This is a genomic window from Vibrio sp. MM46 (genome assembly GCF_027587135.1).
In the GTDB taxonomy this organism is placed as follows: domain Bacteria; phylum Pseudomonadota; class Gammaproteobacteria; order Enterobacterales; family Vibrionaceae; genus Vibrio; species Vibrio harveyi.
The window spans coordinates 1-380 of sequence record NZ_JAPPTO010000116.1 but is presented as its reverse complement, the minus strand read 5'-3'; the positions used below and the strand labels follow the sequence as shown (position 1 = coordinate 380).

1 protein-coding gene is annotated in these 380 nt (G+C 46.3%); it reads left to right on the top strand.

From position 1 onward, the window contains the following. A partial coding sequence (locus OH459_RS28190; protein ID WP_269989913.1) for a conjugal transfer protein TraG N-terminal domain-containing protein occupies positions 1-380 on the top strand: 380 nt, incomplete at both ends.

Here is a 380-nt window from a genome sequence, read left to right as displayed (position 1 = left end):
CCCCTGTTTCTTATCAACATGAAAGCCGACATGCTCATCATTGATAAAACCCAACCGGGAAAAGTCTATAAAGTCGATAACGTCCCCTACCTTGTCGCCGTTCCGACGTATTTTTTCTCTTCTATCATGGTGGGAATGGCTGAAGGCGTGGAAGCGATTTTCACCACCTCAGATGATGAGCGCTACGGTCGTACGGGCATGCTGTTTGGCTCTGAGCTCTATCAGCTCTCAAGACAATCTAGCGTGCGCGAAATTGGACTCAAAAAACTGTGGAGTGATTATTTTCATAACTGCATGATTGGGGACGTCAGGATCAACGGCAAATACACCTGGGATGAACTCTTTGCTGCCCCTGATATCTTTACTTTTCTTGATGGCAT